This is a genomic window from Mesorhizobium sp. M1066 (assembly GCF_040318635.1).
Classification (GTDB): domain Bacteria; phylum Pseudomonadota; class Alphaproteobacteria; order Rhizobiales; family Rhizobiaceae; genus Mesorhizobium.
Genome location: NZ_JAMYMR010000004.1, coordinates 19,624 through 45,362 on the forward strand (window position 1 = coordinate 19,624; position 25,739 = coordinate 45,362).

The window sequence follows — 25,739 nt, forward strand, 5'->3', positions numbered from 1 at the left end:
GGACCGCTCAGCCATGAAATGGTGAAGGCCTGTGGCGGAATCAAGATCGGGCTTCTTGCGGTGCGCCGGCCTTCAAGGCGCCAGGCGCAATCTGAACCGGTTGAATTTGCGGCGCGGATAGCATTAGCTTGCTGCGGCGCAGCAAAAGCGCACATGGCAGGGGACGGGCAATATGGACTACGACATGCTGGTCATCGGCAGCGGCCCTTCCGGTCGCCGTGCCGCGGTACAGTCGGCCAAGCTCGGCAAGTCGGTGCTGGTGGTCGACCGCGGCCGGCGTCTGGGCGGTGTCTCGGTGCATACCGGCACCATCCCATCGAAAACGCTGCGCGAAACGGTGCTCAATCTTTCCGGCTGGCGCGAGCGCGGCTTCTACGGGCGCGGTTACCGGGTCAAGCAGGATATCTCGGTCGGCGATCTGGTCGAGCGCCTGCACAAGACGCTCGACCATGAGGTCGAGGTGCTGCAGCACCAGTTCATGCGCAACACGGTCAAGAGCGCCCGGGCTGCGGTGAAATTCCTTGGCCCCAACAAGGTCAGCCTGACCACCGACACCGGCGATTACAGCGAGGTCGGTTTTGCCAATGCGCTGATCGCGGTCGGCACCAGGCCGCACCGGCCGCGCGACGTGCCTTTCGACAAGACCCGAATCTTCGACAGTGACGAGATGCTGGAGCTTGATCGCTTGCCGCGCACGCTGACCGTGATCGGCGCCGGCGTCATCGGGGTCGAATATGCCACGATCTTTTCCGCGCTTGACGTGCCGGTAACCTTGGTCGAGCCGCGCAACTCCATCCTCGATTTCGTCGACCGCGAGATCGTCGACGATTTCATTCACCAGATGCGCGATCGTGGCATGACCATCCGGCTGGGCAGCGCGGTGAAGGAAATCCGCTCCAAGCCTGATGCCGCCGAGGTGGAACTGGCCGATGGCCGCACCATCCGTTCCGAGGTCGTGCTCTACGCCGCCGGTCGCACCGGCAATGTCGGCAGCCTGGGCCTGGATGTGGTCGGTATCGACGCCGATTCCAGGGGCCGTATCAAGGTCGATCCGCATACGTTCCAGACCAGAGTGCCGAACATCTACGCCGCCGGCGACGTCATTGGCTTTCCGAGCCTGGCCTCGACGTCGATGGAGCAGGGCAGGGTGGCCGCCTGCCATGCCTTCGGCGTGCCTTTGCCGCCGCCACCGGAAACATTCCCCTATGGCATCTATGCGGTGCCGGAAATCTCGACGGTTGGCCAGTCCGAGGAACAGGTGCGTGAAAGCGGTGCGGCCTATGAGGTCGGCGTGGCGCGCTTTCGCGAAACCTCGCGCGGCCACATCATGGGCGTCAACACCGGTTTCCTGAAGCTGCTCTTTTCGATCGAAACGCGCCGTCTGCTCGGCGCGCACATCATCGGCGAGGGCGCCACCGAGCTCATCCACATCGGCCAGGCGGTGATCAATCTCGGCGGCACCGTCGACTTCTTCGTCAACAACACCTTCAACTATCCGACGCTCGCCGAAGCCTACAAGATCGCCGGACTGGATGCCTGGAATAGGATGGGACGAGGGTAGCCAACAGTCTATTCGGCGGCGGATGCCTCTACCCGCCGGGCCAGCCCGGCGGAGAGCAACGGCAAGCAAAGCAAATAAAGCGCGGCCCCAGCGATCCACACCAGCCCTGGAAAGACGCTGCGCGTGTGAAAGTAAGTCATGCTGATGATCAGCGGCCCGAACACCGAGGCAAGGCTGGTCATGCTGGCGAGAACGCCCTGCAAACGGCCCTGATGGTCCTCGCCGACACGTGCGGTGAGCAGCGATTGCAGCGACGGCACGCCGATGCCGCCGAGGCAGAACAGCGGCAGCAGCGCGAACGCCATCCAGCCTTGCGTGGCCAGTGCGATCGACACATAGGCTGTGCTGTCGGCGCCGAGGGCGACGACAAGCGCCCGTTTCTCGCCCCAGCGTTCGGCGATCGGTCCGGCGACGAAGCCTTGAGCGCCGGCATGGAAGAGCCCGAACAGCGCCAGCGAAATGCCTATGGTGAACAGGTTCCAGCCGAACTTGTCCTGCCCGTAGAGCACCCAGATGGTTCCGCCGACCTCGCCGACCAGGCCGAGGATGACAAAGGCGCCTATCAGCGGCAGCAGTGCCGGAAAGGTGAGCGCCCAACGCAAGGGCGCGAGTGGATTGAGCGAGATGGCTTCCCGCGTGCCTTCGGCGCGCGGTGGCTCCGGCAACAGGAAAAAGGCCAGCGTCAGGTTGAGACCGTTGAGCACGGCCGCGGCCAGGAACGGTGCCCGCAACCAGATATCGCCGAGTATGCCACCAAGGGCCGGACCGGCGATGAAACCGACGCCGAACGCGGCACTGAGTTGGCCGAAACTGCGGGCGCGGCGCCCCTCCGGCGTAATGTCGGCGATATAGGCCGACGCGACCGCCATACTGGCGCCGGTGATGCCGGCGATCACGCGCCCGACGAAAAGCAGCGGCAATGTCGGGGCGAACGCCATGAACAGATAGTCGGCCATGGCGCCAGCGAGCGACAAAAGCAGCACCGGCCGGCGGCCGTAGCGATCGGACAAGGCCCCGAGCAGCGGCGAGAACAGGAATTGCATGGCGGCATAGGCGGCCAGGAACGCACCGAAGATCCAGCCGATATCATCGACATGGCCGACCTGGCGCAGCAGGCCGGGCAGCACCGGCATGATGAGCCCGATGCCGACGGCATCGAGCGCCATCGCCATGAGCACCACGGGATAGGCTCTCTTCATGACCGTATTCTCAGAAATTATCGTTGATAAGGAACGTTTATCACTGATAAATTAAGCATGCAAGTTGGAGAGAAATGATGAAACTCGACAGGACGCTGATCGTCGACGAAGCGCTAAAACTGCTCAACGAGGTAGGCATCGATGCGCTATCGACCCGGCTGCTGGCCGAACGGCTGAAGGTGCAGCAACCCGCGCTCTACTGGCATTTCAAAAACAAGCGCGCCTTGCTCGACGCCATGAACGAGGAAATCCTGCGGCGCGGCCATGGACATCGAACACCGCGGCCGGGCGAGACCTGGCAGGATTACGTCGGCAACAACGCCCGCAGTTTCCGCAGCGCACTGGTCGCCTATCGGGACGGGGCACGTGTCCACGCCGGCACGGAAGCCGATCCGCAAGAACTCGGGCATGTCGAGCGGTTGCTGGAGTTTTTCGGCGGTCAGGGCTTGCCCGCCATCGTTGCAATGGAATTGCAGATGACGATCGGGCGCTACACTGTCGGCTGCGTGCTGGAAGAGCAGGCCGAATATCCACCCGGCCCTGGGCGCGGCGAGGCTCTGGATGCGGCGGCGCAGGATTACCCGCTTCTGCGCCAAACCCTGGTTCACTATCGCGCCGGCGGCCACGAAGCGCTGTTCGAAAGCGGGCTTGCTTTGCTGATTGCCGGGGCGCAGGCCCGGATGGCGGCCGAGCGCTGATCGAAACCGAGATTCGCTTGGAAGGCCTGTCAGCCTGCCGTCGCCACCGCTGCCGATCCCGACAGCCATTGCCTGACGATTGCGGCGTCGACGCTGCCGAATTCATGACCTGACGGGACAATCCTGGCGTCGATCTCGGCGCCATGCTGGCTGAGCAATGTCACCAGAGCAGGGGCGAAAGGCGCATAGGTGAGGTCGGTGGCGCCGGCGATCATCAGCACCCGCACCTTTGACAGATCCGTCGCCGGCACCTCATCGAGCACCGGCATCGGCCGCAGCAGTGCGGCGCGCTCTATAAGACCCGGATGCAGCAGCATCAGGCTCGAAACCAGATTGGCGCCATTCGAATAGCCGAGGAACGTCGCGCGTGAGAGATCGAGATGGTGGCGTGTGGCCGCGTCGGCGACGAAGCCCGCAAAGGCATCGGTTTCGGTGCGGATGCTGTGCTGTTCGAAGCGCGTCGGCGTGATGCGCCCGAACCAGCGGAAACCATCCTCCTGGACAATGCGGCCACGCACCGCGATCAGCTTGGCCCGCGGTGCGATCTCTCGTGCCAGCGGCACCAATGTCGTCTCGTCGACACCCGATCCATGCAGCAGGAAGAGACATTCGCCGGTTGAATCCGCCGGGCTGTAAAGCCGGTAGCTGAAGGCCAGATCACGCCGCAGCGCACCATCTTGTGAGGTCTCTCCGATCATCGCGCATCCTCTTGATTATATGAGGTTTCGCTCAATTTGCCGGCTTCAAAACGCAATATTTTCAAGCTCCGCGAAAGTTGATTGAACCGGGCGCATTACAGTCCGTTTCTCCGCCGATAACATTCCTTCGGGAGGAATCGAAGCGGTGCGCCGGGGGCCGCATTGCCCGGTATGAACAACCAGCTTTGAGGCCTTTTTGTCGATGACCACCCAGATTTCCCCGGACCGCGATGCGCGTGTCCCAGACCGCGAGTCGCGTGTCCCGGATCGCACTGAGCGCGACACGCGCATAGACGTGCTCCGTGCTCTCGCTTTGCTGACCATCTATGTCGACCATGTGCCAGGTACCGCCTTCGAGTATCTGACCTACAAGAATTTCGGCTTTTCCGATGCGGCGGAAGTCTTCGTACTGATCTCCGGCATCTCGGTCGCACTTGCCTATGGCAGGAAATTCCAACCTGGAAACCGGCTGCTGGCAACGTTGACGATGTGGCGCCGCGCCGGTGTCCTCTATGCCGCCCACATCGTCACCACCATGGTGGTGATGGCCATCTTCTGCGCGGCGGCAGTGTTCGTCAGGCGGCCGGAGCTTCTGATGATGATCAACATCGAGCCGTTGATCAAGAATACGCCGCAGGTGCTGATCGGCATCGTGACGCTCGGCCACCAACTCGGCTACAACAACATACTGCCCGTCTATGCGGTGCTGCTCTTGCTGACGCCGGTGTTCCTGCTCATTGTCAGCTATCGGCCGGTCTTGGCACTGGCGGCATCCGGCGCTCTGTGGCTGGTCGCGGGGATTTATCAGATTGCCCCACCCAACTATCCCGAGCCCGGCTTCTGGTTTCTCAACCCGCTGTCGTGGCAGTTCCTTTTCAACATCGGCCTGGCAGGCACGCTGCATGTGCGTCGCGGCGGCATCATCCCGGTCAATCGCTGGCTGGTTGGCGCTGCCTTGGCCTACACCGCAACCGCGCTGGTCTGGGTGCACAGCCCGCTTTGGGGGCATATCTCCTGGTTTGGCCTGCCTCCGGTGCTGACCGGCTTCGACAAGACGTTTCTGTCGCTGCCGAGGCTGCTGCATATATTGGCGGTGAGCTACCTGATCGTGGCATTCCCCGCCATCTCAAACCTGTTTCGCACCGGGCGCGATCATCCGCTTGCCATATTGGGCAAACGATCGTTGCCGGTTTTCATTGCCGGCACGGTGCTCGCGATGGCGGCGCAGGTGCTGAAGCTGATCAATCCGGGCGGATTTGCCTATGACAGCCTGTTGATATCGGCCGGCATCGTCATGCAGTTCGCGCTTGCCTACTATCTCGAATGGCTTTCGGGACTTGGCTGGTCCGCCAAAAGCAGGCCGGCTCACGCCGCACCGCCCGTCCATGCTGCATCCTTCGCGATGCCGACCATGGCGACAAGAATGGGCCGTTGAGCTTAGGCGGGCGAGGGGCCGGATGAAGCTCGCACCACGAGTTGGACCGGCAGCGATTGCCGGCTGAACGAGCCATCATTTTCAAGGATCGCCTTGACGGCAAGACGGCCCATCTCGGCGATCGGCTGGACGATCGTGGTCAGCGGCGGACTGGAAACCGCTCCTTCCGGAACACCGTCGAAGCCGACGATCGAAACGTCGCCCGGTACCGTAATGCCACGCTGCCGCAGCCAGTCCAATGCATGCAAGGCCATCCTGTCTGACATAGCCAGGATGGCAGTCGGGGTCTCGGCGCCGGCGAAAATATGATCGAGGCCGGCCCACACGCTTTCCTCGTCATTGACGGTTTCGTAGATCGGCACACGCTCGACGTCGATGTCGACGCGTGAGAGTTCCGCGAAATAGCCACGCAGGCGGTCGCGCGTCCCGGAATAGAGGGCCTTCTCCATCTGCTCCCTTGTGGTGGGGCCGAAGCCGGAGTCCGCGACGGGCAGGGCAAGCACGGCAAAGCGACGATGCTCAAGCTCGGTCAGATGTCGAGCCGCCAGGCCGGCCCCGGCGATGTTGTCGACACCGATGGCGGCGACCGCGTCGTCGTCGTCTGAATCGAGATCGAGCGCAACGAAGGGGAGCTTGCGGTCGCGCGCCAGTTCGACCAGCTTTGACCCGCCGTCGACGCAGAAGACGATGAAGCCATCGACAAGCGCACTCTGTATGTTCCAGGCAAGCTGTTCGTTGTTGGCTGCGGAGACCAGCGAAATCCCAGCACCGGTCGCATCGCAAGCCTGTGAGATGCTGGCCATCATCACCCGGGCGAAAGGGTCGTCGAAGAAATAGGACAGCGGCTCGGCGGTCGCGACACCGATGGCATTGACCTTGCCGGCGCGCAGCAGCCGGCCCTTGGGATCCGGTCCGCCATATCCCATGGCCTCGGCTGCCGCCTTGACCCGCTCGCGGACCTCCTCGCGCACGATCTCCGGACGGGCGAACACGTTGGACGCGGTGCCGTGCGACACGCCGGCCGCCTTGGCGATGTCCGCCAGCCGGACCGGTCTTGTCTTTGTAGAGATAAATGGCGCCATCTTCGTCTCCTGAATTCCTCCCATCTAACACTTTCGTTGGATCGGTTCAAATTTTGACTTGATCGCAGCCTCGCCAAGGCGTATATTTGAATCGATCCAAGTGAGTGATGATTCTTTGAATTGGATCGATTCAGGGTATTCAGGGGAGTTGTGCCATGCATCCCGTCAATTTTCTGTTCGAAGACATTTACCGCCACGACTGGAGCATCTCGTCGAACACCACGACGCAGAAGCGCCGCGGCAAAGCCAGCCCATGGGTTCGCGAGTGGCGGTTCCTTGTGGAGCGCAAGCGGAGCTGAGCGGGGTCGGTTTTCGCGCCTGTCGATTGGATCGATTCAAGACTCTAAAGGAAGCCATCATGCATCCCGTCAGCTATCTGTTCGAAGACATCTACCGCAACTATTGGGGCATCGCGCCGGCTTCTAAAAGGCCGCAAGAGCTCTGGTTGGCCAAGCTGCGGCGGCGCAATCGCGAATTGCTCATCCAGCCCGAGCGCCGGCAGGACTAACGGCCACGCTTTGACGTTTGGTGCCGGCGGGCGCGCCGAGGCGTCAGGGACGCACGCGCACCAGCGCCGAGGCAGCGATCGCCAGCCAGCCGGCAATGAGTAGCGTGCCGCCGATCGGCGCCGACAGCGGGAACAGCCGCGACCCGATGAAATCGCGGGCCAGCAGATCGCCACAGAACAGCAGGAGCCCAACCAGCAGGATCAGGCTGCCGATGCGCAGGATCCGATTCGCGCCAAGCAATCCGGCGGCGAGGAAGACCGGCGCATGCATGATCAGGAAGGATGCGGCGGTGCCGACGAAGGCGCCGCCCAGATGCGCCGCCGCGGCCGACAGCGCCACGCCGGCCGCACCACAGAGGCCTCCGGCCAGGACGAGGATACGGCTGTTGGTGCCGGAAAATTGCTCGGCCGTGCTCATGTCCGTGGCTCCGTGACGTTTGAGGACACGCCTCAGGGCTTGCCGGGGTTAGCCAGCATGTCCTGCTCGCGTCGCGACTGTGCCAGCCAGTTATACACCGCGCCTCCGGCCATCAAGATGGATGTGCCCAGAAACACCGAGCGCATGCCGAAATGACCACCGGCAAAGCCGCCCAGCAGGGGGCCGGCGACCTGCCCGACATACTGGGCGGAAATCGACAACCCGAGCACATTGCCGCCGACCCCATCGGGAACATTGTGGCGGATCACGCTGGTGATGCAGGGCAAGAGCCCGCCCAGCGCCAGGCCCATCAGGAAACGCAGGCCGATGAGTTGCCAGCTTTGTGTGACGAAGGCCTGCGGGATCAGCAGCAGCGCCGAGACGGCAAGCGCGCCGATGATGACGTTCCAGTGGCCGATGCGGTCGGCGAGCTTGCCGAGACGCGAGGCCGACAGGATGGCGCCAAGGGCCGCCGCCGACATGACGACGCCTGATATCAGCGTGACGCGGCTCTGGTCCTCGATGAGCTGCTGCACGTAGACGGTGATGATCGGCTCGATCGACATGGTTGCGAAGCTCAACAGCATGCCGGTCGCCAGCATGGCGACGACAGGCCGCTTGTCGGGGATTTGCGCCCAGCCGCCTTTCTGCTTCTGCTTCGACGCGGCGTCTGCCGGTTTCGGCCGGGGATTCTCTTTGATCAGAAACGTGGTCGCCAGGAACGCCAGGAAGATGACGCCGCCGGAGAGGAGAAAGGTGGCGCGGATGCCGATCAGCGGCGGCAGTGCGCCGCCAACCAGCGGACCGACCAGAGCCCCACCCGTGATACCGGCCGACAGCAGGCCCAACGCCCAGCCGGAACGCTCCTTCGGCGTCTGCATGGCGACGAGGATGGTCGATCCCGAGGAATAGCCGCCGGCAAAACCGATCAGCAGCCGCAGCAGCACCAGTTGCCAGACCGTCTGCACCATGCCGGTCAGCGACATGCATATGGCCATGCCGAAGCTGGCGCGAACCAGCATCACCTTGCGGCCGTAGCGGTCGCCGAGACGTCCCCAGAGCGGCGCCACCAGCGCCGCCGCGAAGAACGTCGCGCCATAGGCAATCCCCGACCATTGCACGATCGCCGCGTGGCCCTCGGCACCCAGCTGCTCGATATAGAGTGGCAGGAACGGCAAAAGCAGCGTCATGGCGACAAGCGTCGAGAACGAGCCGGCAAAGCACACGAACAGGTTGCGCCGCCAGTGGATGTTGTAGGTGCTGTCGGTCGCCGGGGGCGTGCTCTGCTGCATGTCATATGTCCTGTCCCAGCAACTCTTTATCGATGGTTGCTGCGGATACCAATTTGGGATACCAAGATGGTGCACGTCATGGACGCAAGCTTGGCCGCTGTCAATGCAACCTCAAATGTGATCGTCGTCAAACGGTCCGAAGCCATAACGACCGGAAACCGGGAGCAAAAATGTCGCAGATGCAGAGCGTCGAGAAACAGCTTCGGCAAATGATCCTGGGCCTCGAGATCGGTCCCGGCGAGAAGCTGACCGAGCGCTGGATCGAGAGCCGCTTCGGCGCGTCGCGAACCCCGGTCAGGGCAGCACTGCTGCGGCTTGAGACCGAGGGCCTGGTCGGCAGGGACGGACGTGGCTGGACGGTGTCGCCGATCAATCTGGCTGAACTCGAGCAGATCGCCGTCTACAGGGAGGCGGTCGAGGTTGCGGCGCTTCGCCTGACATGCAGCCTGGCGGACCGGAGCGCCGTCGATGTCATCGAGGCGATGCTCAAGTCCTGCGACAACGACACGCCGCGCGAGGAATGGCATCGCGTCGGCATGGATTTTCACACCGAACTGGCGCGTCTGTCGGGCAATGAATTCCTGTTTAGGGCGGTGCGCGATGCCATGACGCGCCTGTCGCGGGCGCGCTGGCTGGAGGTTCGCGACGAAGCGGCCCTTGCCCGCGCCTGGGCTGAACATCGCGCCATTCTGGCGGCCACGCGCCTTGGCGACGCCGATGAAGCCGCGCGCCTGCTGTCGGTCCACATCGTCGGCAGCCGCGACCGGCTGGTGACGTCGCTCGCCAACGATCGGCGCGGTCTTCGCGCCAGAGGCTTTGCCGTCGTTGCTGCTTAAGAGTGGATGAAGGGGCGCAAAGCGGCGTCTGGACGAATGCGCACTTTCGCCTCGCTTCGCAGACGCCGATGGCGTAAGGAGCGGCCATGGAAAACAACCGATTTGAAACACCTGTGACTGTGAAGTCAGTCGCGGCGGGAAGCACTCAGCTCTTGCGCACGGCGCGTGAGGCTTCCGACTACCTCCTCAACAGCTGGCCCGGCAAGCGCAGCCCCAAGCATCGCGCGGCCCTGCAGGCCTGCCATGACGCACTGGCCGGCGACAAGCCGGCGATGAACGCCAGGCGCGCCTTCATCGCGGCAGCACGCGAAGTGGACGTGTTCGTCAGCGACAAGGCGCCGGCCTGACACAAGGCGACATCCGGGGCGGCAATCCGAATTGAGGCGCGGCCCGCATCTGCGGGCCGTTTGCCGTCACTTTGCCGTTTCGGTTTCGGCTTCAGCTTCAGTCTCGTCTTCGGGCTTCGAACGTTCCCTCGCTGCAACCTTGGCTGCCAGCTTCTCGGCCTTCTTGGCCGCCTTCTGGCGGTCGCGTTCCTTGCGTTCCTGATCGTAATTTGGTGGTCGCGCCATATCGGCTCCTTTTCACTGCCTCGCGGCTCTGGTCCTGCCTAGGAGCATTAGCCGTCAAACACAACAGCTGAAGCGATAGTGCGTCGATGAGGGCCAGGCTTGCAAGATGCGCGTCGCAATCAAGCGGCCAGGCCCATCATTGCGGTGGCCAATACCTATCACCATCGATTTGCTGATCAGATGCCGCTTCGGTCAATCACCAGATCGGCGGCACCAAAACGGTCCTTTGCCGTCAGCTGCTGGTGCCAGTAGGGATAGAGCAAGGGCGGCCGGCTGACCGCGTCGAGGCGACTGCGTTCCTCGGCGGCGAGCACCAGGCTTGCCGCCGCGATGTTGTCCCGGAACTGCGTTTCGGTCCTGCCGCCGATCACCAGGGAACTGATGGACGGCCGGCCAAGCAGCCAGGCCAGTGCCACCTGCGCTGCCGACACGCCGCGCTGCGCGCCGATCTCGACAAGCACATCGACGATCCGCCACAGCCGGTCCTCGTCGCGGATCGGTGGTTCCGACCAGCCGGCGAGTTGACGGGCGGTGGGGCTGTCGCGGCGGTATTTGCCGGACAGCAATCCGCCGGCAAGCGGGCTCCAGACCAGAACACCCAGCCCCTGGTCGACCGAAATCGGCAGCAGTTCGTACTCCGCCTCGCGCGCTTCCAGCGTGTAATGGATCTGCTGCGTGACGAAGCGCGGCTGATGATGGCTGTCGCTGATGCCGAGCGCCTTCATCACCTGCCAGCCGGAATAGTTGGAGCAGCCGACATAGCGGATCTTGCCCTGGGCAACCAGCATGTCGAGCGCGGCGATGGTTTCCTCCAGCGGTGTCACGCCATCCCATTCGTGCAGGAAGTAGATGTCGATGACGTCGGTCCTGAGCCGTTTCAGGCTCTTCTCGCATTCGCGGATCAGGTGATGGCGCGACAGGCCTTCATCGTTCGGACCTTTGCCGATCCGCATCCGTGCCTTGGAGGCGATCAGCACGTCGCCCTTGCGCTTGCCGCCGAGCGCTTCGCCGATGATTTCTTCCGACATGCCGTTCGAATAGACATTGGCGGTGTCGATGACATTGATGCCTGCGTCGATGCAGAGGTCGATCATCCGGCGCGCCTCGTCGAGGTCGGTCTTGCCGACAGCCGAAAACGCGCCGGCGCCACCGAACGTCATGGTGCCCATGGTCAGCGTCGATACTTTCAGGCCGGAACGGCCGAGAGTGCGGTATTCCATGTCGGTCCTCGCGATTGCATTGAGAAGGGGTTGGGAAGGGCGCCCGAATGTGGCTGCTATTTGTAGGACAATTTGCGCGGTATGTCTCCATGCCAGGGCGGCGGATCGATCATGCCTCGCGGGTTTTTGCAGTGGTGGCGATCAGGTCAGGCTGCAATAAAACCGTCATTGCGGGCCTATATTGAAGTCGGCTCAGGCGTTGCCGTTCCGGGCTGTAAGCCGGGAGTTTGGGGCGCCGATCGAGAGAGCTTGCAAGTGGAGCAGCCGATAATGACCGAGCTAAAACAGAATTCTGCGGCCAGGGATTGGCTTGAAGCCGAACTCGCCGACACGCTCGACGAAGACTATGAACTCGAAATGTCGGAGCCGGCGCTGTCGATGGAGATCGCCAAGATCTACAAGAATTCGCATCCGCCTTCGATCGATCGCATGCAATATTTTCGCGACCTGATCAGCCTGCAGTCCGAATTGATCAAGCTGCAGTCCTGGGTCGCCTACCACAAGAAGAAGCTGGTGGTGATCTTCGAGGGACGCGACTCGGCCGGCAAGGGCGGTGTCATCAAGCGCATCACCCAGCGGCTCAACCCCCGCATCTGCCGTGTTGTGGCACTGCCGGCGCCGACCGAGCGCGAAAAGTCGCAATGGTATTTCCAGCGCTATGTCCCGCATCTGCCGGCCGGCGGCGAGATCGTGCTGTTCGACCGCTCATGGTACAACCGCTCGGGCGTCGAGCGGGTGATGGGTTTTGCCCAGCCCGATCAGGTCGAAGAATTCTTTCACGACGTGCCGGAGTTCGAGCGCATGCTGGTCCGCTCGGGCATTACCGTGGTCAAATACTGGTTCTCGATCACCGACGAGGAACAGCAGATGCGCTTCCTGATGCGCATCCATGATCCGATGAAGCAGTGGAAACTGTCGCCGATGGACCTGCAGTCGCGCGTGCGCTGGGAGCAATACACCAAGGCCAAGGAAGAGACCTTCGCCCGCACCAACATCCCGGAAGCGCCCTGGTTCATCGTCGAGGGCAACGACAAGAAGCGCGCGCGGCTGAACTGCATCGACCATCTGCTCAAGCAATTGCCCTACGAGGAGGTGCCGCACGAGGAGATCACGCTGCCGGAGCGCGTCTTCAACCCCGAATACGAACGCCAAGTGCTGCCGCGCGAGCTTTACGTGCCGGAGAAGTATTGATGGATCGCTCCCTTCTCCCCGTCTCTATACGGGGAGAAGGTGCCGGCAGGCGGATGAGGGGCGGCGCCGACTTCGGCCGTTGAGTCTGAAAAATTCGCAATGCTGGCAGAGCGCTATTCTGCTGTTATATTGCCCTCGATGGCGTTTTCGGCGCCATACTATTCGGCTGGCTGGCGCCGCCCCTCATTGCCCTGCCGGGCATTTCTCCCCGTATAGTGACGGGGAGAAAGAGCTGTAACTACGCCCGCTTGATGATGACGTGCGTGGCGAGCGGCGTCGCCACCTGCTCGTTGCAGACATAACCGAGCTTGAGCATGTCGAGGCCGGTAAAAAGGTTCTCGCCCGTGCCCAGCAGCACCGGCGCGATCGCCAGATGCATCTCGTCGATCAGCTTCTCCTGCAGATATTGCCGGATGGTGTCGACGCCGCCGCCGACCCGCACATCCTTGCCGTCAGCCGCCGCTTTTGCCTGTTCAAGCGCCGAATGGATGCCGTCGGTGATGAAGTAAAAGGTTGTGCCGCCCTCCATGACGATCGGTTCGCGCTTGTGGTGGGTCAGCACGAAAACCGGCACGTGGTACGGCGGGTTGTCGCCCCACCAGCCCTTCCAGCTGTCGTCAGGCCATTCGCCGCGGATCGGTCCGAACATGTTTCGGCCGAGGATCCAGGCGCCGACATTTGCGAAGCTGCGCGCCGCGAACGCCTCGTTGACGTCGGTGGTGCCGCCACCTTGTCCGAGAACCATCTCACGGAAGGTGCGGGTGTCGACAAACCACTTGTGCAAGGATTCCCCACCGACGCCGAGAGGATTTTGCAGATCCTGATCGGGACCGGCGCCATAGCCGTCGAGCGACAGGGTGAAAGCGTTGACGCGAAGTTTGGACATGCGAGCCTCCTCGATAACCAGTTGTATTTTGCAAGCAGTTGTTTGTATCAAACTGATTGTGAATTGCAAGCGGTATTTCAAGCTCGAACGAAGCCCAGGCTAGGGGTCAAGCGACCCCCGCTATGGATTCCCCGGCCGGAGCCGGAAATTGGTAGGGATGTAGAAGCGGATTCGCCGACATTGGTTGCCGCGACCGGTCATCGTCGGAAAGAGAAATTACCCCTTGAGCAGCTCCGCCACTTCGGGCGCGAAATAGGTCAAAATGCCGTCGCAGCCGGCGCGCTTGAAGGCGAGCAGCGATTCCAGCATTGCCTTCTCGCCGTCGATCCAGCCATTGGCGCCTGCCGCCTTGATCATCGAATATTCGCCCGACACCTGGTAGGCGAAGGTCGGCATCTGGAACTCGTCTTTCAGCCGCCGGATGATGTCGAGATAGGGCAGGCCGGGCTTGACCATCAGCATGTCGGCGCCCTCGGCAATGTCCTGTTCGGCCTCTCTCACCGCTTCGTCGGAATTGGCATGGTCGATGTAATAGGTCTTCTTGTCGCCCTTGAGCAGACCGGCGGTGCCCACCGCCTCGCGATAGGGACCGTAGAAGGCCGAGGCGAATTTGGTCGCATAGGACATGATCGCGACGTCCTGAAAACCATTGGCGTCAAGCGCGTCCCGGATGGCGCCGATGCGGCCGTCCATCATGTCGGACGGCGCGATGATGTCGGCACCGGCGGCCGCCTGGATGACAGCAGCGGCGGTCACCTGTTCCACTGTCTCGTCGTTGACGATGATGCCGTCGCGCAGGATGCCGTCATGGCCGTGGCTGGTGAACGGGTCGAGCGCTGCGTCGGTGATGATGCCGATCTGCGGCACCGCATCCTTGATCGCACGGGTGGCGCGGTTGATGACATTGTTGGGATCGAGGATGTGCGAGCCGGTCTGGTCGCGCAGCGAGATGTCCACATTGGGGAAGGTGGCGAGTGCCGGAATGCCGAGTTTTGCCGCGCGCTCGGCCTCCTTGACGGCGAGATCGATCGACAGGCGGAAGACGCCGGGCATGGCGGCGATCGGCTCGCGGACACCCTTGCCCTCGACGACGAAGATCGGCCAGATCAGGTCGTCGACCGTGAGCCGGTTCTCCTGCACTAGACGGCGCGACCAGTCGGCCTTGCGCATGCGGCGCAGACGGCGGCTGCCGGTGATCTCGTCGACGCCGCGCGCGCCGGCGGGCTTTGCGGGGGTGAATTTGTTCATCGCCAATACTCTCGTTCGGGCAGGCTTTTACCACGAGCTCCCGCCGCTGACCAATGCGGCACGATTGTGCCAGCGACGCGGTCGAGGTCTATTCGGGTTGCCCATTGCCTGACAGAATCTGTGCTGCGCCCCTGATGGCGACACGGAAAGCTTCGTCGAAGCCGACACCGCGCACCTGCCAGATGTAGGTCTTGCCGGCCATGGCCAGTCGCCAGTCGGCGATCCAGCCCAGTTCCTTGTCGCTCCAGATGAGACTGCCGGAAAGCGCCTGGTCGGCGCCGGCCTTCTTCGCGAGTGTGTCGAGCTTCGTCATCTCGGCATTGCGAAGCGCCCGATCGTCCAATCCGGCCTGCGCCAGCTGCGCCGCCGTGGGAAAAGCCACCTGCATGGCCAGCGGTACGGCGGCATTGCCGAACGATTCGCGCATCGGCATGCCACGCTCGTCATTGGCATCGAGCGCGGCATGCCTTGGGCCGCGCTCGGTCACCAAAAACACCGCCAGCCGTGGCCGCTCGGTCAGCCACGGCCTGCTGTCGAGCGAAGCCAGCACCGGGTCGATGTCAGCCGGCTTGTACTGGCAGTAAAGATTATGAGGCCGATCGTACGTGCCCTGATCGTCATGGTTGGGAATGCCTTCCATGCGGTCGCGGTAGCGAAAGCCAGCGACGAAGCTGCCGGCCTTATCACGCAATACCGTCATTTCAGGTTTCGCCGGCAGGCGCTGATCGCCGGAAACCCGCACCAGAACCGCGTCGAGACAGCGCTTGAAGCCGGACTGGCGGTTCTTCTCGTACTTGCCGTTGACGATGGTCTGCGAACTGTAGAGGTCTTCCAAAGTCGTTGCCATGACAGGGTGAACAGCCAAGCCGATGCTCAGCCCAGTTGCCACCCACGCAAGGTGCGAAAATCGAGTCATGAACAATCGTCCCATTTGAAGACCCGCCAGAGCTGCGCTGCAATGAACTCTATCCAGTTTTTCAGTATTGCAGCTCGATTTTTAGTACCGGCTCCTGGTTCGGGCCAGAGCTTGCACCGGTGTGCTCGCCATTGACGCAGCCATGCACCACGCTTTAGCACTTCAGTCCCGGCGGCCGGGAGAGGGATTCTTTCACGATGGATTTTGGCGGAGGCGACGAGATCCGCTTCGAACATCTGGGCCGGGCCGGCGTCGTCACCTTGACGCGGCCGCAGGCGCTCAATGCCTTGACACACCGCATGATCGGGGCGCTCGACGCTGCTCTTTCCGCCTGGGAGGCCGACCAGGGCATCGACGTCATCGTCGTCAAGGCAGAGGGCAGGGCCTTTTCGGCCGGCGGCGATATCCTGCATGTCTATGAGACAGGCCGGGCGGGAAAACCGCCGGTCGAGTTCTTCGCCGACGAATATCGCCTCAACGCCCGCATCAACAGTTATAGGAAACCTTACGTGGCCTTGATTGACGGCATCGTCATGGGCGGTGGTGTCGGCATCTCCTTCCACGGCTCGCACCGGGTGATGACCGAGAATGCCCAATTTGCCATGCCGGAAGTCGGCATCGGCTTCTTTCCGGATGTTGGCGCCAGCCACCTGCTGCCTGACCTCGGCGGCTCCTTCGGTATGTATCTGGCGCTGACCGGCAATCGCATCCGCTATGGCGATGCGCTGTGGTCGGGGCTGGCCACCCACACCATCAAGGCCGAGGACCAGGCTGGCTTCCTCGACCGGCTGACACTGACCGGCGATCCGGAATCGGTGCTGCGCGGCTTCTTCGTGCAGGCAAGGCGAGAAACCGACAGACCGACGCTGGAGGCGATTGTCCGCCATTTTTCGCAACCGTCCCTGAACCGCGTCATCGACAGCCTCGAGCGTGCGGCCGCCGCCGATGAGTTCGCGGCAAAGACACTGGCGACGATCCGCACCCGCTCGCCGACCAGCCTGCGCGTCGCCTGGCGGCAGATCAGCGCCGGACTGACGCTGTCCATGGAAGCCTGCATGAAAATGGAGTTCCGCATCCTCAATCGGATGCTCGCCGGCCATGATTTCTACGAAGGTATCCGCGCCGCCATCATCGACAAGGGCTCGAAGCCGCAATGGCGGCCGGCAAGCCTCGCTGCGGTCAGCGAAGCGGATGTCGACGCCTATTTCGCCCCGCTCGGCGAACGGGAACTCTTGATATGAGCGAGGTGACCTCGAGGCGCGTCGTGCTCCAGCCCTCCGGGGTGGAGGTGATCTTCGCCTGGTTCCAGCGCGTCATATCGGGCTACTGTCTGCTGTTCGGCATTCTCTACTGGATCAGGTTGATCGGCTTTTATCCGGGTACGCTGTGGCGGTTCGACCTGATGCCCGTGCACTGGCAGGTCGCGGCGGTGGTGCTTGCCGTGTTCTTCCCCTTTGCCGCTGCCGGCCTGTGGATGCTGGCGTCCTGGGGCCCGGTGATCTGGTTCATTTGCGCGGTGACCGAGACGGTCATGTATGCCGGCTTTCCCGAGCTATTCGGCCATCGCTTGCTGATTGTCGTCTCGCATGCGGCGGTGGCGGTGCTCTACATTGTCTTCCGCGTCGTCATCTACCTGCAGAAGCGCCCGGTCCGCCACTAAGCCCTTGAGCACATTGGCGGCCCCGCTGTCGCCTCGAATGAGCCCCGCAATCGTTGCCGAAATCTTTAGGTTAATTATCCTTGCTCGGGTGACCGTTCGTTAAGCCTCTTGCGAAACCTCTTACCGGTAAGCTCTTGTTAGCCCTAGCGTTTAAGTCGAATTTTATGAGTATTCGATAGTGTCGCGATCAAGGTGAAAAACAAAAAATCACCAGGGCGACAAACGAGAGGCAAAGACAATGATCAATTCGCGTCCGGCGGCGAAGACCGCCAACGTATCCGACGATCGCCGCGAGGCTATCCGTTCCCTGTACATGGAATCGCTGCAGCTTGTTGAGCGGCTGCACCGCCGCCTGCTTGATGTGATCAAGGACGAATTCGACCGCAACGGCCGTTCCGACATCAATGCCATCCAGGCGCTGCTGCTGTTCAACATCGGCAATTCCGAGCTGACCGCCGGTGAGCTGCGCTCGCGTGGCTACTATCTCGGCTCGAACGTCTCCTACAATCTGAAGAAGCTGGTCGATCTCGGCTTCATCAACCACCAGCGCTCGCGCATCGACCGCCGTTCGGTCCGTGTCTCGCTGACGCCGAAGGGCAACGAGGTGGCGGAGGTCGTTGCCGGCCTCTACGAGCGTCATGTCGGCTCGATCGAACAGGTCGGCGGCATCAACACCGACGAGTTCAAGCAGATGAACCGCGCTTTGCAGCGGCTCGACCGCTTCTGGAACGACACCATCGCCTACCGGATGTAAGGCGCCGCATCGGATCCGGCCCGCGTCATAGAAGCGCGGCCGAAATTTCGACCTTCAGTCAGGGCCGGTGCCGAAAGGCATCGGCCTTTTCTTTTCCTGATCCCAAAGCCCAAATATCCGGCCAGGTTTGCTTTCGCTGCAGCAGTGCCTAATGTCACGGGCTGGAGGGGCGCGTTATGGGTGAGGGAAAACGCTCGAAGATTTGCTCGGTTGCCGCAGTGCTTTTGTTGGTCTCGCAAACGGCTTTTGCCGAGGAGTGGTGGAAGGACTCTTTCGCTGGGGAAGGCAGCGAGCCCTGTGACAACAATGACTCGATAGTGACGTTTACCGACAAAGCAATGGAGATGTGGGAGGTCCGCTGCACGTTGGACAAGGTTCAGAAGATCAACCGCCTGGATGTCGTCATCCTGGATATGACGTGTACGGATGGCGAGAGCACAGACAAGAGGCGGGAGCTGCTGCTCAAACTAGAGGACAACAAAGTTCTGCGCTACCCCCAGCATGAGGTGTTGCAACGATGTTCGGAATTGAAGGCGAAGCCAGGTCCGGGCCCAAAGGTTGAAACCTCACACTGAGGGATCGTGAGGATAGGCAGCGCGTCTCGTGGAGCGGCCGAACCGCCGTCTGCTTGACGCGATCAAGGATGCCGATCGATACCGAAAAAGCACGGGCCTTTCATTTCGCTGCGGCGCCCGATGCAAATCGCGGGCCAAGGCCACGTTGCCGCCATATTCCAATGGAACCGAGAGTGGCAGTGATGCTGGTGTGAAGACCATGCGTTCACCCGCAATCCGTATCGCGCCTGGGCGCTGTCACACCAAGGTGATACGGAGCATGGTTGGCTAATTGTTAAGATTGCCAATTTTACAGTGCGGGCGAGATCGCCCGGTGATCAACGCAGCAAGTGATCGAACTGCTACAAATGTCTGGAACGTCCATGAGAACCAGCCGTCGTTTTTTCCTCTCCGGAGCCTCCGCGCTCGCAGCAGCGGTGGTCGCCGGCGGCGCCAATGCGCAAGATGTGATCGGTGATATCCTGAAATCCTCAGCGCGCGGCAATTGGGACGATCAGTTCGACGCCCGCGCCAGCGAGGGCGGCAAGGTGGCCTCGACGCTGCCGATCTTCAGCCCGCAGACCGTCGCCTTCACGGAACAGGCGGTCGGGCAATACCAGAACATTGTCGGGCAGGGTGGCTGGGTCGAGGTTCCCGCGACCAAGAAGCTGCAGCTTGGCGTTGATGATCCCGATGTGGTGCCGTTGCGCAAGCGGCTGATGGTTTCCGGCGACCTGTCGCAGAGCGCCGGCATTTCGACGGCTTTCGATTCTTATGTCGACTCGGCGGTCAAGCGCTTCCAGCTGCGCCACGGTCTGCCTGCCGATGGTGCGCTCGGCAAATACACCTATGCGGCGATGAACGTTTCGGCGCAGATCCGGCTCGGCCAGCTGCAGACCAATCTGCAACGGCTGCGCGAGAAGGCCGGCACGCTGGGCAGCCGCTACGTGCTGGTCGACATTCCGGCAGCGCAGGTCGAAGCCGTCGAGAACGACCGCGTCGTGCTTCGCCACACCGCGATCGTCGGCAAGATCGACCGGCAGACGCCGATCGTCAATTCCAAGATCAACGAGATCATCGTCAATCCATACTGGAACGCGCCCGTCTCGATCGTGCGCAAGGACATTATTCCGCTGATGCGGAAAAATCCCGATTATCTCAAGAACAGCCACATCCGCCTGTTCGCGCCCGATGGCAGCGAAGTCGATCCGATGAATGTGGACTGGTCGACCGACGACGCCGCCAAGTACCGTTTCCGCCAGGATCCCGGCTCGGAAAACGCCATGGCCTCGGTGAAGATCAATTTCCCGAGCCCTGACGGCGTCTACATGCACGACACGCCGCAGCAGAGCCTGTTCGGCAAGATGCTGCGTTTCGATTCCTCGGGCTGTGTGCGCGTTCAGAATGTGCGCGACCTCGTCACCTGGATCCTGCGCGACACGCCCGGCTGGGATCGCCAGCATTTCGAGGCGGCGATCAAGACCGGTGAAAACACACCGATCCAGGTCACCAATCCGGTGCCGGTCCACTTCCTCTATCTCTCGGCCTGGTCGACCGGTCCGGGCGTGGTGCAGTTCCGCGACGACGTCTACGCGCTTGATGGCAACAACGAACTGCAGATCACGTCTGCGCTGTAAGCATTTGATTCTTATCTAAAAGGCCGCCTCTCAGGGCGGCCTTTTTATTGATTGGGTGCCGCGGTGTTTTTCACGGGACGGGCGGCTGGACGGATCGGCCGGCTTTGCGCATGGTCGGCGGGAAAGCCTGGAACCGGACCATGGAAGTCGCCGTCTTCATTCTGGTCGTGCTCGTCTTCGTGGCGCTTTCCGGCGCTCTGGTTCGCCTGGTGCGGGTGCCGTTGCCGGTGCTGCAGATTGCGATCGGTGCCGCGCTCGCCTCGCCGGTGCGCGGCATCCATGTCGAGATCAATCCGGAACTGTTCCTGCTGGTGTTCATTCCGCCGCTGCTGTTCGGCGATGCCTATGGCGCACCGAAGCGTGAACTGATGGCGCTGCGCGGACCGATCCTGGATCTGGCCATAGGGCTGGTCTTCTTCACCATCGTCGGCTTCGGCTACGCTTTGCATTGGCTGGTGCCGAGCATCCCTCTGGTGGTCGCTTTCGCGCTCGCCGCGGTGCTGTCGCCGACCGACGCGGTGGCCGTGTCCTCGATCGTCGACAGAAATGTCGTCCCGGCGCGGCTGATGCACATTCTGGAAGGCGAGTCGCTGCTCAACGATGCGTCGGGGCTTGTCATGTTCCGCTTTGCAGTCGCGGCGGTGCTGACCGGCAGCTTTTCCCTTGCCGCGGCTTCGCTCAGTTTTCTCTATGCCGTGGCTGCCGGCATCCTGATCGGCGTGGCGGCGCTGTTCGTTGCCGCCAAGCTGCTGCAACTGCTCAACCGGATCGGCGGCGTGCCGGCCGAGGCGCAGGTGCTGGTGATGGTCCTGCTGCCCTTCATCGCCTATCTCGGCGCCGAGCATGTCGGAGCTTCCGGCATCCTGGCGGCTGTTACCGCCGGCCTGCTCACCGGCGGCTCCGGCGTGTTTCGCTTCCTCGGTGTCTCGGCGCGCATGCAGACGATGTCGCTGTGGACGACGCTTTCCTTCGTTTTCAACGGCGCTCTCTTCATCGTGCTCGGCCTGCAGCTTCCCGACATCATCCGCCATGTGCCGCCGGAACTCATGAGCCTGCACCCGATCATCCAGCCGATCGCGACCGTCATCGCGCTGACGCTGTGCCTGATCGCGTTGCGGTTCCTATGGATTTGGGTGGGCGATATTGCGGCCGGCATCGCCGCGCGTCTGGGCAAGCGCAAGGCGGAGCCGTTCGGGCTGCGCGTGCGGCTGGCCGGTTCGGTGGCCGGCGTGCGCGGCGCCATCACGCTGGCCGGCATCCTGTCACTTCCGCTCGCCATGCCGGACGGCTCGCCTTTTCCGGCGCGCGACCTGGTCATTTTTCTGGCCGCCGGCGTCATCATCTGCTCGCTGGTCATCGCCAGCCTCGCTCTGCCGACGATCGCCAGGGGGCTGGTCGAGCCCGGCGAGGATGCCGGCGCCGCCGAGGAGCGCCTGGCGCGCGTCGGCGCCGCCAAGGCGGCAATCGCGCGCATCGAGAGCATTGCCGGAGCCGCTGATGATGAGGGAGGCGAGGTGCCCGGCGCCAGGCTTGCCGCCGCCGACAGCATCGTCGCCGGCTACCGGCGCCGCATCGCCGCCTCGGACGAAGCCGATGAGGCCCGCGCTGAGGCGCGCGAAGCCGGAAGGCTGGAACTCGAGCTGAGATTTGCGGGCATCGAAGCCGAGCGCGAGGCCGTACGCGCCATGTTTCGCCGGGGCGAGATCAACGACCACACGTCGCAGGCGCTGTTTACCGAGATCACGCTCACCGAGGCCTTGCTGAGAGGCCGCAAGGCGAGGAAATAGCTTGTATTCTGGTTGCAGCCGATCATGGGCAAAGGCGGCGAACTCGAGGCATTCGTCAGGTCAGTCGATGAACCATTTAGTCCGATCGCAACCACATACGAACATGAGGCTGATGCCATTGCCTTCAAGCGTTGCGCGATGGTTCAGCCAATCGCTATCGACAGCATTGGCGACAGCCACATTCTCGCGCCTTGCCAAAGCAGCAAACTTTCGGTCGCTTATGTCAAAATTCGCATCAATAACGGCCTGAGGAAGATCAGCATATTCGCCGTCGTCCCGTTTGGACAATTCAATTCTTTCGATCCGCTGTGGCGCGCTATTTAACACCTCTTGATAGAACCTGTCACCGACACCTGGTTGGCCCCTTGCATTCAGATGGTTGCGGTACTCGGTTTGAATCTCGCCAGCTAAATCTACAAGTACCTTTCCAGATTTGAGCAATTTTTGAAGGAAAACTACCGCAGCGATACGACAATCAACCGAAGGCATTTGGTTGTCGTTTGGAGACGGTCGACCATTGGCAACGATAGGTACGTTGGTATCCACCACATGCCGGCTCATTAGGCAGCCTTCATTCGCTTAAGACGAGCTAGCTCGGCTTTCGCGGTTTCGTTGAAAGCGTCGCCCATAAATCTGTCCGGCCAATTGAGAATATTTCCAAAAAGATCGACCTCCAGTTCCGTCAGATGTGAATCTCCTTTCTGCGCATCGCAGAAATAGAGCTTCACATCATTGGCCGAGATGGACTCCTCCGCGATACGACGTTGAAGGCGCAACAACAGGTGCTCCGAATGGCTTTCAAGAATTACCTGTACCCGCCGATGTGTAGCGGCTTGAATAATGACATCCGCGAGGCCTGCCTGGGCTAGTGGATGCAGGTGAATTTCTGGTTGCTCCAAAATCACCGTGGAGCCTTCTGGAACATACTGAAGAAGTGTAACAACAGGAAGAACTTGTGATACGCCAAAGCCGACATCAGTCAGCAAAACCTCGCTTGCACCTGCGCGAGTTTTAACAAGGGCTTGCCAACGATTGGATCCTTCGCCGATCTCCTTGACTCGAAATTCCTCTATCAGCCCCATCTCTCGCAGCCAATGGGCAATCATTTCTTGAAACGGCTTATGGTGAGCTTTGACCTTAAGGTTTCGGGTCTCTGAGGCCTCGGTAGCGGCGAGTATGGCGTCGACAGCCTTTTCACCTCTTCTGCCAACATCGGTTGGACGAGAACGCGCCCAAAGATAGTCCCGTTGGGGAAATTCGCGGAGTGGTCCTAGATAGTAAATCTTATCAAACTCAGCCTCATAGGCAGCTTCCAGGTCCGCCAAAAATCCTGCGTTTTGGAAGTAGGTCCGGGCTTGGTCGGGAAAGGCATAGGATTTGATCGGTCCGGGTAGCTGCCACTTCCGGCCGCTAGTGCGAACGAATCGGAAGTCACCTTTTCCATCCAGCGGCGTGGCTCGAAGGTCAAATTCTGAGGTTTCAGCCTTACGCGGTGCTAAGCTAAATCGAAAATTTCCAAGCGTATATGCAAGACTACGCGCCCGTGGTGCCTGTTGATAAGCGTTAATTTCAGTCTCAAGCGTCAATTTTGCGCCGCTAGCCACAGCCGAAGAGCGTTTTTCGCTTGGATCCAAAAGAGTTAATTCTGTATCCAGATCGAACGTAACTCTGACATCTATCGAACGGGTCTCGTCGTGGCGATGAATGGAGTCTTTGAACGTTCCAAGTTTAACAAGGTCTCCATTAAGTTCTAAAGAAATATTACGATCGGTTGCATCCTTTGTCTGCTTGAGCAGAAGAAGAAACTGTATCAGGCTTGTTTCTCCCGATGAGTTTGTGCCGAACACTCCAGTAATGCGGCCGCAAGGTAGGTTTACCGTTTCCCAAGATTTAAAGTTGGTGAACTCGAGGGCGTTTAGCATGTGATCACCTGAAGTTGCGCGATCTGTGCTGCGCAAAAGCTTGGCAGCGATACGAAACCAATGGAAATGATTTTAGTACGACAAACATGAGTGTGGCTGGATTATACACGAAAACAACCCCAGCCAAGCGGTACCAGTTCGCGGCTTGCCGCGCAGGAACAGATCCTACGGTACAATCCTCTTAGAATGGCTTGGCTGGCGCAATTCGGCCAGCAAATTTCGCGCCGCAAACGTGGCGGGGCGAAAACAACTGTGTTAATGGCGCGGCGAACCTTCGCAGCCCCCGAACCCCGAGGATTTCAGGCCATGGCAACAGCAGCGGCAGTGTCGAACAAATTCGAATCCTTCTTCGAAACCACGCTGGCCGATGCCGATCCGGAGATTTTCGGCGCCATCCGCAACGAACTCGGCCGCCAGCGCCACGAGATCGAGCTGATCGCCTCGGAAAACATTGTGTCCCGCGCCGTGCTTGAAGCGCAGGGCTCGATCATGACCAACAAATATGCCGAGGGCTATCCCGGCAAGCGCTACTATGGGGGCTGCCAGTTCGTCGACGTGGCCGAGGAACTGGCAATCGAGCGCGCCAAGAAGCTGTTCGGCTGCAATTTCGCCAACGTCCAGCCGAATTCCGGCAGCCAGATGAATCAGGCGGTGTTCCTGGCGCTCTTGCAGCCGGGCGACACGTTCATGGGCCTCGACCTCAATTCCGGCGGCCATCTGACCCATGGTTCGCCGGTCAACATGAGCGGCAAATGGTTCAAGGTCGTCTCCTATGGCGTGCGCCAGGACGACCATCTGCTCGACATGGACGCCATTGAGAAGACAGCGCACGAGACCAAGCCGAAGCTGATCCTGGCCGGCGGCACCGCCTATTCGCGCGTCTGGGACTGGAAGCGGTTTCGCGAGATCGCCGACGCGGTCGGCGCCTATCTGATGGTCGACATGGCGCACATCGCCGGCCTGGTCGCCGGCGGCGTGCATCCGTCGCCGCTGCCGCATGCCCATGTCGTGACCACCACGACGCATAAATCGCTGCGCGGCCCGCGCGGCGGCATGATCCTGTGCAATGACGAGGACATCGCCAAGAAGATGAATTCGGCGGTGTTCCCCGGCTTGCAGGGCGGCCCGCTGATGCATGTCATCGCCGCCAAGGCGGTTGCCTTCGGTGAAGCGCTGAAGCCGAGCTTCAAGGTCTACGCCGAGAGCGTCGCCGCCAACGCCAAGGCGCTCGCCTCCAGTCTCAAGGAAACCGGTCTCGATATCGTCTCCGGCGGCACCGACAACCATCTGATGCTGGTCGACCTTCGGCCCAAGAATGCCACCGGCAAGCGCGCCGAGGCGGCACTCGGCCGCGCCAACATCACCTGCAACAAGAACGGCATTCCGTTCGACCCGGAAAAGCCTTTCGTCACCTCCGGCGTGCGTCTCGGCACCCCGGCCGGCACCACGCGCGGCTTCGGCCAGGCTGAGTTCCGCGAGATCGGCAAGCTGATCGCCGAAGTTCTGGATGGTCTCAAGGTGGCCAATTCCGACGAGGGCAACGCAGCTGTCGAAGCCACGGTCAAGGCCAAGGTCGTCGCGCTGACCGACCGCTTCCCGCTCTATCCCTATCTCGGCTGACGCGATAGGAAGTCCTACCGCCTGCTGCAACGACAAGCGTCATTT

The 25,739-nt window shown here is 61.5% G+C and carries 27 protein-coding genes; 15 read left to right on the forward strand and 12 right to left on the reverse strand.

The features are described 5' to 3' along the window. The first annotated feature begins 172 nt into the window (after window positions 1-172). The gene (sthA, locus tag NKH52_RS07835) at window positions 173-1,561 is read left to right on the forward strand and encodes a Si-specific NAD(P)(+) transhydrogenase (protein ID WP_352729328.1); all 1,389 of its coding nucleotides are present in this window, start codon (window positions 173-175) and stop codon (window positions 1,559-1,561) included. Between the two features lie 8 nt (window positions 1,562-1,569). On the opposite strand, the gene tet is transcribed toward sthA, so the two are convergent. Next, complete coding sequence (tet, locus tag NKH52_RS07840) at window positions 1,570-2,781, reverse strand: Tet(A)/Tet(B)/Tet(C) family tetracycline efflux MFS transporter (protein ID WP_352729800.1); 1,212 nt, start codon at window positions 2,779-2,781, stop codon at window positions 1,570-1,572. Between the two features lie 56 nt (window positions 2,782-2,837). Here tet and NKH52_RS07845 point away from each other — a divergent pair, with 56 nt between their 5' ends. Then, window positions 2,838-3,458 carry a TetR/AcrR family transcriptional regulator C-terminal domain-containing protein gene (locus NKH52_RS07845; RefSeq protein WP_352729330.1) on the forward strand — a complete coding sequence of 207 codons (621 nt, stop codon included), beginning with the start codon at window positions 2,838-2,840 and terminating at the stop codon, window positions 3,456-3,458. Window positions 3,459-3,487: 29 nt separating this feature from the next. Here NKH52_RS07845 and NKH52_RS07850 read toward each other — a convergent pair whose 3' ends face one another. Beyond that, window positions 3,488-4,156, reverse strand: coding sequence for an alpha/beta hydrolase (locus tag NKH52_RS07850; protein ID WP_352729332.1), 669 nt, complete (start codon window positions 4,154-4,156; stop codon window positions 3,488-3,490). 202 nt (window positions 4,157-4,358) lie between these two features. On the opposite strand from NKH52_RS07850, the gene NKH52_RS07855 reads away from it, so the two are divergent. Then, window positions 4,359-5,591 carry an OpgC family protein gene (locus NKH52_RS07855; RefSeq protein ID WP_352729334.1) on the forward strand — a complete coding sequence of 411 codons (1,233 nt, stop codon included), beginning with the start codon at window positions 4,359-4,361 and terminating at the stop codon, window positions 5,589-5,591. A gap of 2 nt (window positions 5,592-5,593) precedes the next feature. On the opposite strand, the gene NKH52_RS07860 is transcribed toward NKH52_RS07855, so the two are convergent. Beyond that, window positions 5,594-6,673 carry a LacI family DNA-binding transcriptional regulator gene (locus NKH52_RS07860; protein ID WP_352729336.1) on the reverse strand — a complete coding sequence of 360 codons (1,080 nt, stop codon included), beginning with the start codon at window positions 6,671-6,673 and terminating at the stop codon, window positions 5,594-5,596. A gap of 155 nt (window positions 6,674-6,828) precedes the next feature. Here NKH52_RS07860 and NKH52_RS07865 point away from each other — a divergent pair, with 155 nt between their 5' ends. Further along, window positions 6,829-6,972, forward strand: coding sequence for a hypothetical protein (locus NKH52_RS07865; RefSeq protein ID WP_352729338.1), 144 nt, complete (start codon window positions 6,829-6,831; stop codon window positions 6,970-6,972). A gap of 59 nt (window positions 6,973-7,031) precedes the next feature. Further along, on the forward strand, window positions 7,032-7,181 hold the full coding sequence (locus NKH52_RS07870; RefSeq protein WP_352729340.1) for a hypothetical protein: 150 nt from the start codon (window positions 7,032-7,034) through the stop codon (window positions 7,179-7,181). A gap of 43 nt (window positions 7,182-7,224) precedes the next feature. Here NKH52_RS07870 and NKH52_RS07875 read toward each other — a convergent pair whose 3' ends face one another. Both NKH52_RS07875 and NKH52_RS07880 read right to left on the reverse strand, forming a co-directional pair. Then, the gene (locus NKH52_RS07875; RefSeq protein WP_352729341.1) at window positions 7,225-7,599 is read right to left on the reverse strand and encodes a DUF423 domain-containing protein; all 375 of its coding nucleotides are present in this window, start codon (window positions 7,597-7,599) and stop codon (window positions 7,225-7,227) included. A 32-nt stretch (window positions 7,600-7,631) separates the two neighbouring features. Next, a complete protein-coding gene (locus tag NKH52_RS07880; protein WP_352729343.1) occupies window positions 7,632-8,891 on the reverse strand; it encodes a multidrug efflux MFS transporter in 1,260 nt (419 codons plus the stop codon). Window positions 8,892-9,061: 170 nt separating this feature from the next. On the opposite strand from NKH52_RS07880, the gene NKH52_RS07885 reads away from it, so the two are divergent. Both NKH52_RS07885 and NKH52_RS07890 read left to right on the forward strand, forming a co-directional pair. After that, entirely contained in the window at window positions 9,062-9,727 is a 666-nt protein-coding gene (locus tag NKH52_RS07885) for a GntR family transcriptional regulator (RefSeq protein WP_352729345.1), read from the forward strand. Window positions 9,728-9,840: 113 nt separating this feature from the next. Beyond that, window positions 9,841-10,074 carry a DUF982 domain-containing protein gene (locus tag NKH52_RS07890; protein WP_244506945.1) on the forward strand — a complete coding sequence of 78 codons (234 nt, stop codon included), beginning with the start codon at window positions 9,841-9,843 and terminating at the stop codon, window positions 10,072-10,074. 66 nt (window positions 10,075-10,140) lie between these two features. Here NKH52_RS07890 and NKH52_RS07895 read toward each other — a convergent pair whose 3' ends face one another. Next, window positions 10,141-10,299: a hypothetical protein gene (locus NKH52_RS07895; protein ID WP_352729347.1), complete on the reverse strand. Its 159-nt coding sequence runs from the start codon at window positions 10,297-10,299 to the stop codon at window positions 10,141-10,143. Between the two features lie 176 nt (window positions 10,300-10,475). After that, the gene (locus NKH52_RS07900; protein WP_352729349.1) at window positions 10,476-11,519 is read right to left on the reverse strand and encodes an aldo/keto reductase; all 1,044 of its coding nucleotides are present in this window, start codon (window positions 11,517-11,519) and stop codon (window positions 10,476-10,478) included. A gap of 270 nt (window positions 11,520-11,789) precedes the next feature. Here NKH52_RS07900 and ppk2 point away from each other — a divergent pair, with 270 nt between their 5' ends. Further along, window positions 11,790-12,710: a polyphosphate kinase 2 gene (ppk2, locus tag NKH52_RS07905; RefSeq protein ID WP_352721232.1), complete on the forward strand. Its 921-nt coding sequence runs from the start codon at window positions 11,790-11,792 to the stop codon at window positions 12,708-12,710. A gap of 238 nt (window positions 12,711-12,948) precedes the next feature. Here the strand turns inward: ppk2 and NKH52_RS07910 are convergent, their stop codons facing one another. From NKH52_RS07910 to NKH52_RS07920, 3 genes are all read right to left on the reverse strand, one after another. Beyond that, on the reverse strand, window positions 12,949-13,596 hold the full coding sequence (locus tag NKH52_RS07910) for a dihydrofolate reductase family protein (RefSeq protein ID WP_352729351.1): 648 nt from the start codon (window positions 13,594-13,596) through the stop codon (window positions 12,949-12,951). 216 nt (window positions 13,597-13,812) lie between these two features. Beyond that, window positions 13,813-14,844 carry a porphobilinogen synthase gene (gene hemB / locus NKH52_RS07915; RefSeq protein ID WP_352611696.1) on the reverse strand — a complete coding sequence of 344 codons (1,032 nt, stop codon included), beginning with the start codon at window positions 14,842-14,844 and terminating at the stop codon, window positions 13,813-13,815. A gap of 88 nt (window positions 14,845-14,932) precedes the next feature. Beyond that, on the reverse strand, window positions 14,933-15,691 hold the full coding sequence (locus NKH52_RS07920) for a DUF8605 domain-containing protein (protein WP_352729353.1): 759 nt from the start codon (window positions 15,689-15,691) through the stop codon (window positions 14,933-14,935). 266 nt (window positions 15,692-15,957) lie between these two features. On the opposite strand from NKH52_RS07920, the gene NKH52_RS07925 reads away from it, so the two are divergent. From NKH52_RS07925 to NKH52_RS07950, 6 genes are all read left to right on the forward strand, one after another. Next, window positions 15,958-17,001: an enoyl-CoA hydratase/isomerase family protein gene (locus tag NKH52_RS07925; protein ID WP_352729355.1), complete on the forward strand. Its 1,044-nt coding sequence runs from the start codon at window positions 15,958-15,960 to the stop codon at window positions 16,999-17,001. Beyond that, window positions 16,998-17,420 (forward strand): DUF6163 family protein, encoded by a 423-nt coding sequence (locus NKH52_RS07930; protein WP_023810222.1) that lies wholly within the window; start codon window positions 16,998-17,000, stop codon window positions 17,418-17,420. The genes NKH52_RS07925 and NKH52_RS07930 overlap by 4 nt, the downstream gene beginning before the upstream one ends. A gap of 238 nt (window positions 17,421-17,658) precedes the next feature. Next, entirely contained in the window at window positions 17,659-18,174 is a 516-nt protein-coding gene (ldtR, locus tag NKH52_RS07935) for a transcriptional regulator LdtR (RefSeq protein WP_008875359.1), read from the forward strand. A gap of 176 nt (window positions 18,175-18,350) precedes the next feature. Beyond that, window positions 18,351-18,749, forward strand: a complete 399-nt coding sequence (locus NKH52_RS07940) for a hypothetical protein (RefSeq protein WP_128305709.1) — start codon at window positions 18,351-18,353, stop codon at window positions 18,747-18,749. Window positions 18,750-19,111: 362 nt separating this feature from the next. After that, window positions 19,112-20,365, forward strand: a complete 1,254-nt coding sequence (locus tag NKH52_RS07945; RefSeq protein ID WP_023810224.1) for a L,D-transpeptidase family protein — start codon at window positions 19,112-19,114, stop codon at window positions 20,363-20,365. Between the two features lie 140 nt (window positions 20,366-20,505). Next, on the forward strand, window positions 20,506-22,152 hold the full coding sequence (locus NKH52_RS07950; RefSeq protein ID WP_352729358.1) for a Na+/H+ antiporter: 1,647 nt from the start codon (window positions 20,506-20,508) through the stop codon (window positions 22,150-22,152). Window positions 22,153-22,212: 60 nt separating this feature from the next. On the opposite strand, the gene NKH52_RS07955 is transcribed toward NKH52_RS07950, so the two are convergent. Both NKH52_RS07955 and NKH52_RS07960 read right to left on the reverse strand, forming a co-directional pair. After that, window positions 22,213-22,713 (reverse strand): hypothetical protein, encoded by a 501-nt coding sequence (locus tag NKH52_RS07955; protein ID WP_352729360.1) that lies wholly within the window; start codon window positions 22,711-22,713, stop codon window positions 22,213-22,215. Next, window positions 22,713-24,074: an AAA family ATPase gene (locus tag NKH52_RS07960; protein ID WP_352729362.1), complete on the reverse strand. Its 1,362-nt coding sequence runs from the start codon at window positions 24,072-24,074 to the stop codon at window positions 22,713-22,715. Before NKH52_RS07960 ends, NKH52_RS07955 begins: the two co-directional genes overlap by 1 nt. Before the next feature lie 306 nt (window positions 24,075-24,380). Here NKH52_RS07960 and glyA point away from each other — a divergent pair, with 306 nt between their 5' ends. Continuing rightward, window positions 24,381-25,694 carry a serine hydroxymethyltransferase gene (gene glyA, locus NKH52_RS07965; protein WP_352729364.1) on the forward strand — a complete coding sequence of 438 codons (1,314 nt, stop codon included), beginning with the start codon at window positions 24,381-24,383 and terminating at the stop codon, window positions 25,692-25,694. The last annotated feature ends 45 nt before the right edge of the window (window positions 25,695-25,739 follow it).

Excerpts from the sequence above, each read along its gene's own strand:
- sthA (WP_352729328.1), top strand. The coding sequence starts at position 173 with ATGGACTACGACATGCTGGTCATCGGCAGCGGCCCTTCCGGTCGCCGT.
- NKH52_RS07845 (WP_352729330.1), top strand. The coding sequence starts at position 2,838 with ATGAAACTCGACAGGACGCTGATCGTCGACGAAGCGCTAAAACTGCTC.
- NKH52_RS07850 (WP_352729332.1), bottom strand. The coding sequence starts at position 4,156 with ATGATCGGAGAGACCTCACAAGATGGTGCGCTGCGGCGTGATCTGGCC.
- NKH52_RS07855 (WP_352729334.1), top strand. The coding sequence starts at position 4,359 with ATGACCACCCAGATTTCCCCGGACCGCGATGCGCGTGTCCCAGACCGC.
- NKH52_RS07860 (WP_352729336.1), bottom strand. The coding sequence starts at position 6,673 with ATGGCGCCATTTATCTCTACAAAGACAAGACCGGTCCGGCTGGCGGAC.
- NKH52_RS07865 (WP_352729338.1), top strand. The coding sequence starts at position 6,829 with ATGCATCCCGTCAATTTTCTGTTCGAAGACATTTACCGCCACGACTGG.
- NKH52_RS07870 (WP_352729340.1), top strand. The coding sequence starts at position 7,032 with ATGCATCCCGTCAGCTATCTGTTCGAAGACATCTACCGCAACTATTGG.
- NKH52_RS07875 (WP_352729341.1), bottom strand. The coding sequence starts at position 7,599 with ATGAGCACGGCCGAGCAATTTTCCGGCACCAACAGCCGTATCCTCGTC.
- NKH52_RS07880 (WP_352729343.1), bottom strand. The coding sequence starts at position 8,891 with ATGCAGCAGAGCACGCCCCCGGCGACCGACAGCACCTACAACATCCAC.
- NKH52_RS07885 (WP_352729345.1), top strand. The coding sequence starts at position 9,062 with ATGTCGCAGATGCAGAGCGTCGAGAAACAGCTTCGGCAAATGATCCTG.
- NKH52_RS07895 (WP_352729347.1), bottom strand. The coding sequence starts at position 10,299 with ATGGCGCGACCACCAAATTACGATCAGGAACGCAAGGAACGCGACCGC.
- NKH52_RS07900 (WP_352729349.1), bottom strand. The coding sequence starts at position 11,519 with ATGGAATACCGCACTCTCGGCCGTTCCGGCCTGAAAGTATCGACGCTG.
- ppk2 (WP_352721232.1), top strand. The coding sequence starts at position 11,790 with ATGACCGAGCTAAAACAGAATTCTGCGGCCAGGGATTGGCTTGAAGCC.
- NKH52_RS07910 (WP_352729351.1), bottom strand. The coding sequence starts at position 13,596 with ATGTCCAAACTTCGCGTCAACGCTTTCACCCTGTCGCTCGACGGCTAT.
- hemB (WP_352611696.1), bottom strand. The coding sequence starts at position 14,844 with ATGAACAAATTCACCCCCGCAAAGCCCGCCGGCGCGCGCGGCGTCGAC.
- NKH52_RS07920 (WP_352729353.1), bottom strand. The coding sequence starts at position 15,691 with ATGGCAACGACTTTGGAAGACCTCTACAGTTCGCAGACCATCGTCAAC.
- NKH52_RS07925 (WP_352729355.1), top strand. The coding sequence starts at position 15,958 with ATGGATTTTGGCGGAGGCGACGAGATCCGCTTCGAACATCTGGGCCGG.
- NKH52_RS07930 (WP_023810222.1), top strand. The coding sequence starts at position 16,998 with ATGAGCGAGGTGACCTCGAGGCGCGTCGTGCTCCAGCCCTCCGGGGTG.
- ldtR (WP_008875359.1), top strand. The coding sequence starts at position 17,659 with ATGATCAATTCGCGTCCGGCGGCGAAGACCGCCAACGTATCCGACGAT.
- NKH52_RS07940 (WP_128305709.1), top strand. The coding sequence starts at position 18,351 with ATGGGTGAGGGAAAACGCTCGAAGATTTGCTCGGTTGCCGCAGTGCTT.
- NKH52_RS07945 (WP_023810224.1), top strand. The coding sequence starts at position 19,112 with ATGAGAACCAGCCGTCGTTTTTTCCTCTCCGGAGCCTCCGCGCTCGCA.
- NKH52_RS07950 (WP_352729358.1), top strand. The coding sequence starts at position 20,506 with ATGGAAGTCGCCGTCTTCATTCTGGTCGTGCTCGTCTTCGTGGCGCTT.
- NKH52_RS07955 (WP_352729360.1), bottom strand. The coding sequence starts at position 22,713 with ATGAGCCGGCATGTGGTGGATACCAACGTACCTATCGTTGCCAATGGT.
- NKH52_RS07960 (WP_352729362.1), bottom strand. The coding sequence starts at position 24,074 with ATGCTAAACGCCCTCGAGTTCACCAACTTTAAATCTTGGGAAACGGTA.
- glyA (WP_352729364.1), top strand. The coding sequence starts at position 24,381 with ATGGCAACAGCAGCGGCAGTGTCGAACAAATTCGAATCCTTCTTCGAA.